4 protein-coding genes are annotated in these 5,122 nt (G+C 57.4%); 1 reads left to right on the top strand and 3 read right to left on the bottom strand.

Features of this window, described 5'->3' with window-relative positions:
• Positions 1 to 1,540: sulfatase (locus ACF8AM_RS00555; protein WP_392553753.1), on the bottom strand; the 1,540-nt coding region annotated here is incomplete at its 3' end.
• On the opposite strand from ACF8AM_RS00555, the gene ACF8AM_RS00560 reads away from it, so the two are divergent.
• Positions 1,539 to 3,398: a hypothetical protein gene (locus ACF8AM_RS00560; RefSeq protein ID WP_392553754.1), complete on the top strand. Its 1,860-nt coding sequence runs from the start codon at positions 1,539 to 1,541 to the stop codon at positions 3,396 to 3,398. The genes ACF8AM_RS00555 and ACF8AM_RS00560 overlap by 2 nt on opposite strands.
• Positions 3,399 to 3,860: 462 nt before the next feature.
• Here ACF8AM_RS00560 and ACF8AM_RS00565 read toward each other — a convergent pair whose 3' ends face one another.
• Together ACF8AM_RS00565 and ACF8AM_RS00570 are read right to left on the bottom strand one after the other, a co-directional pair.
• Positions 3,861 to 4,511 carry an RluA family pseudouridine synthase gene (locus ACF8AM_RS00565; RefSeq protein ID WP_392553755.1) on the bottom strand — a complete coding sequence of 217 codons (651 nt, stop codon included), beginning with the start codon at positions 4,509 to 4,511 and terminating at the stop codon, positions 3,861 to 3,863.
• 14 nt (positions 4,512 to 4,525) lie between these two features.
• On the bottom strand, positions 4,526 to 5,122 hold a 597-nt coding region (locus tag ACF8AM_RS00570; protein ID WP_392553756.1), incomplete at its 5' end, for an NAD(+)/NADH kinase.

Genomic DNA, 5,122 nt, shown 5'->3' on the forward strand with positions numbered 1-5,122 from the left:
AATCCCACTTCATGATCCATGGGTCGTCGTACTTTTTCTGCAGCTTCTTGAGCTTCGCCTTGTAAGCTTCCAAGACCTCGGTATGGCTGCTGCTGATCGCGAAGTTGGTCGACTCATTCGGGTCGGCCTCGATGTCGAACAGCTCAAACTCGGGTCGGTGGATGTACTTGCCCACCGTCTGCTTTCCGTACGGTGCGTCCATGCCTTTGGCCAACTGGGCCTGCCAGGAACTGGCGGCCCACAGATCGCTGGCGAAGGGATAATCCAGCCCGTGAGCGATGTTCCAAATCAATTTGTACTTGCCGTCACGAATGACTCGCATCGGATAGTACATTTGAATTTCGTGGAACGTGTGCGATGCAAAGATCTCTTTGTGATGCGACTTCGCCGGATCGGCCAACACATCCATCCAACTGCGACCGTGGTAGTGGTCCAGCGGCTTGTTGCCGTTGTGATTGTCCATCGGCGAAACGCCCAATTGATTGCGCAGCTTTTTCGCTGGGACCAAATTCTTGGGCGCGTTGGCTTTACGGTCCAAACCACCGGCGAAGTCAAGCAGAGTCGGCGTGATATCGATGTGGCTGATCATCGCATCGCTCTCCACACCACGCTTTTTTTGGTAGGGATCACGGACAACCATCGGGACTCGCAAACCGCCTTCGTACACGGTCGTCTTGCCGCCAGCGAACGCCATCCCGTGATCACTGGTGAACACGATCATGGTTTTGTCGTAGAGGTCCGCTTCTTTCAAAATCTGGACCAATCGAGCCACGCCTTGATCGACACGGGCACAGGATTGGTAATACTGCGCCAATTCCGAACGAGTCTCAGGCGTGTCCGGCAAAAAGTCGGGCACCACCACATCCTTGGGATCGAAGAAGACTTCCTCGACGCCCGGGTAAGCACCTCGACGCGGTTTGTTGCCAAACAAATCGGGCTTGAGCTCCAACTCAGACGTCTTGTCAACGCCACCACCACGGTGCGGGTCCGAGGTTGCGAAGTACAGGAAGAACGGGCGGTCATCTTCCGTATCCGTCAGAAAATCCTTTGCGGTTTCTGCCATCTCGATGGCACTGCGAGAGTTGGCCTTCAAGTAGGTTTCGTAGTGATAAACCGATTCGGGCGCGACGTGATACTTGCCAATGTGTCCAGTGCGATAGCCGGTATTAGCCATCACACGTGGTAAAGCCAAACCAGCGACGTCGTTGAACGATGCAAACTTGTGATAATGATGTTGATGTCCAAACTGTCCGTTACGATGGTTGTGCAATCCACTCATCACCACACTTCGGCTGGCACTGCACGATGCCGTGGTGGCAAACGCGTTTCGAAACACCATCCCGTCGGCAGCGACGGCGTCGATCGCGGGAGTCACCGCTGCGGAATCACCGTAACACCCCAGCGTGGGACTTTCATCGTCCGTGATAATGAACAAAACATTTCGTTCCGCTGCGTGCAGTGACATCGATGCGAACAAGCAGGTGGCGGCTGTCGTCACGACAAGGCTGCCGCGTGCCACCAAGGTCCAAAGATTTTTCATGTGGAAGAAGGTGTGGGGAGAGAAAAAGGTGGGGAAGGTTTTCGCGAGCATGCCCGCGAGAACACCACTATACCTGATCGTTGTGATTTTATGGCTGATTCCTGCCGGCCAATCCCTTACGACCGCGGAGGACACACCGACCGGGCAAACACCGCTTGACCGAGTGACCGCGTTCATCCCGCTGCCGTCGGCCGCTGATCCGCCCCCCTTGGAGTCGCCTTTCCCGCCCTCGGACGCTGGCGGATACCAGACCGCCGATTTCGCCGCCCGAGCCGATTCGCCCAACCGCGCCGACGAAATTTGGTCCGCCTACATCGACCTCTGGAAATCTCACTACGAATCCCCCAGCCAACCGGAACTTCGCTCGCTGTTCGGATTCCCCGTCGACACGGATGTGCTGATCACTGATCGCCGTGGCCGGGTCGCCCCCAGCGAGCTGAACTGGCGGCCCGGATCGTTCCGGGTCTGGCAAACCGATCACTTTGAGATCCTCAGCCAAGCCGATGACGCGTCCTCTCGGATCGTTGCCGAAGCTCTCGAACGAGAATACTGGGTCTGGACTCAGATCTTCTTCCCAATCTGGTCGGGCCGAAACCAAATCGCGTCGATCGTCCGCGATTGGGAACGCGAAAACACATCGGCAGCCGACCATTTGAAATCACGGTCGTCGCCCGCGAGACTTCAACATGGCCAACGTCACCGGGTTGTCTTGCTGGCGGATCCGGAGAGCTATCGAGCCACGATCACCACCGCATTCCGAAACACCGACACCTCCGCCGTCGCCGCCTCGACCGGTTTCTACAGCGACACCTTGCGACTGTCGTTCTTCTTTCCCCAGCCAGACCTGGCGAGTTTGCATCACGAGATCTGCCACCAACTGTTCACCGAAGCGTCCGCCAACGCATCCCGCCGGCGACCAACTCGCGGACAAACTTTCGCGACCGCGACCACCGAAGACTTTTGGTTGATCGAAGGCATGGCGGGATACTTCGAATCGCTTCGCTATGAGCAATCGCTGGCCTACGTCGGCGGTTGGGAATCCCCGCGTCTGCAATTGGCTCGCTACCAAGCCCTGATTGGCGGAGTCCCGATCGCGTCGCTCGAAGACCTGCGTGGCACTCGCGACAAGGTTCAATCCAAACCCAACCTAGCTCGCTGGTACTCCCAAGCCGCCTTGCGAACGCACTACCTCATGGACAACGCCGGCCCAACCAAGCGTCGCGGATTGCTCAAACAGTTGGCAGAACTGTATTCGCAAACAAAACCAAACGCCAAGAACACACCGGCCGACACGACTGACAACAATGCCGCGCAAGACACCAATCCGGCCGCCATCTTGCGTGCCCTACGAGTCGACAACGCTCACGTGATTCGCAATCCTGCGAAAGGAGATCTGACGACACTGTGCCTGGCCGGATGCAATCTCACCAGCGAGGGCCTGTCAAAACAAAAACCGATCCACGGGCTGACCTGGTGCGACCTCTCGCGATTGCCAGTGACCGACGCCGATGTTTTGCGTTTGATCGTCGACACGCAGCAACTGGATCAATTGAGCCTGGAAGCCACCCAAGTGACGAACCAAGTCACCACGTTGCTGCGTGGCGCGAACCAACTGCGTGAACTGGACCTCAGCTACACCTCCATCGACGACTCCGCTCTGAAGACGATCCCACTATCCGTCTCCACGCTTTGGCTGACCGGCACAAACCTGACCAACCAAGCCATCGACACGCTGGTCGCTCTACCGCGATTGCAAACGCTGGACATCCAACGCACCAAGATCACCGAACAGGGCCGGCAACGTCTTCGGCAGCTCAAACCGAACTGCCAGCTCAACCCACTGAATATCCCCGAGTGATTCGCTCGCCAAAAACCATCACCGATCCCCCCGCCCCAGACGAGGTCGAGTGGGATCCGTGGTGGCAGGCACCTGGGTTTCGCCGTAAGCACCTGGGTTTCGCCCCGGATGAGGCCGGCGTGGAAGTTGTGGGGGAGTCCCTCGCTGACGCTTTATGAAGTTGCGTTTTTCTCAAAACCCGAAGCGTCAGCTTTCCTCATAACCCGAAGCGTCAGCGAGGGAAAAACGACGTTGACATCGCCTCGCTGACGCGTCGGGTTATGAAAAAATCAATGCTTCACGCAAAAGCGCAACTTCAAAAAGCGTCAGCGAGGGAAAAACGATGTTGACTTCGCCTCGCTGACGCGTCGGGTTATGAAAAGATCAATGCCTCACGCAAAAGCCCAACTTCAAAACTGACGCGTCGGGTTGTGATGAGTGGTCTTGGCCGATTCTGACGGGCAAGGGTGCTCGCCTCGCTAACTAAAAAGGCAACTCCGGCAAAGCAACCTCGACGGCACGACCATTGGTTGGATCGCGAAACGACAACTTCGCCGCAACGAGCTGCAAGCCGGACTCATCCTCCGCGTTCCCGTACAGAGGATCACCCACGATCGGGTGACCACGATGCGCGCACTGGATTCGCAATTGATGCATTCGTCCGGTGACAGGCCGAAGCTCGACCCGCGACCGATTCGAGACCGCGTCGAAATCCAGGAAACTCACCTTCGTCTCCGCTTCACGTGCATCAGCGACGTCCGGCCCAACGATTTCCACTCGAGCCAAGTCGGGCGTCTTGACGATCAGGTCCTGCCAAGGCTCTTGCTTGCACGCCTCTCGTGCATCACCCTCGACCACCGCAACATACTTTTTCTGCACACGACGCAATCGAAACTGCTCGCTCAACAAACGCGCGGCTTTCTTGCGCAAAGCGACCAAAATCAATCCCGACACGGGACGGTCGAGTCGGTGCACGGCCGTCAAGTAGCTAGTAGAAGTTCCGGCCTGTTCAAACTGCTCGCGCAGCTTGGATTGCAGACACGGCGTGCCCGGAGGCGATGTGGTGGGAAGGCCAGCTGGCTTGCACGCAACAACGCACGAATGTGAAGCCCAAAGAATTTCGATCATCGACATATCGTGATCTCAGCTCACGACTGTCGCAACGCCAATCGCCCCGACCACCCCAACTTTTCGCGGAGCGTGTGATAGTCGTTCTGACCGGGGACTCGCAGCATTTCAAACGACACCGGCGCCCGGTGCACACGAACCCGGTCGCCCGATTTCAACTGGCCAAGAATTCGGCCATCCACCACGATACTGGTCGATTCATTGGGTTCCGTCACCGCCAACTCCAAACGCGTGTCAGCGGAGTCCACCAGCGGACGGTAGGTCAACGTGTGCGGGCTGATTGGCGAGATCACGATGGCCTGCAATTGCCGTCGCAGGATCGGCCCACCGGCAGACAAATTGTGAGCGGTCGACCCGACCGGAGTCGCCACGATCAACCCATCACAACGGTACTGCGTCGCCAATTCCTCGTCGGCATACATATCAATGTCGAGAATCGCGAACGGAGGGCCGTTCAAAATGGCGGCTTCGTTGAGCGCCATCGACTGAGCGATCACCTGACCGTCTCGCACAAGTTGCACCTCGAGCATCAGATGCCGAATGATCGAAAAATTCCCGTGACAGACTTTGGGCCAAGCCCCCAAGAAATCCTCTGGTGAAAGTGCCGCCAAAAATCC

Source organism: Rhodopirellula sp. JB055 (assembly GCF_043100905.1).
Lineage (GTDB): Bacteria > Planctomycetota > Planctomycetia > Pirellulales > Pirellulaceae > Rhodopirellula.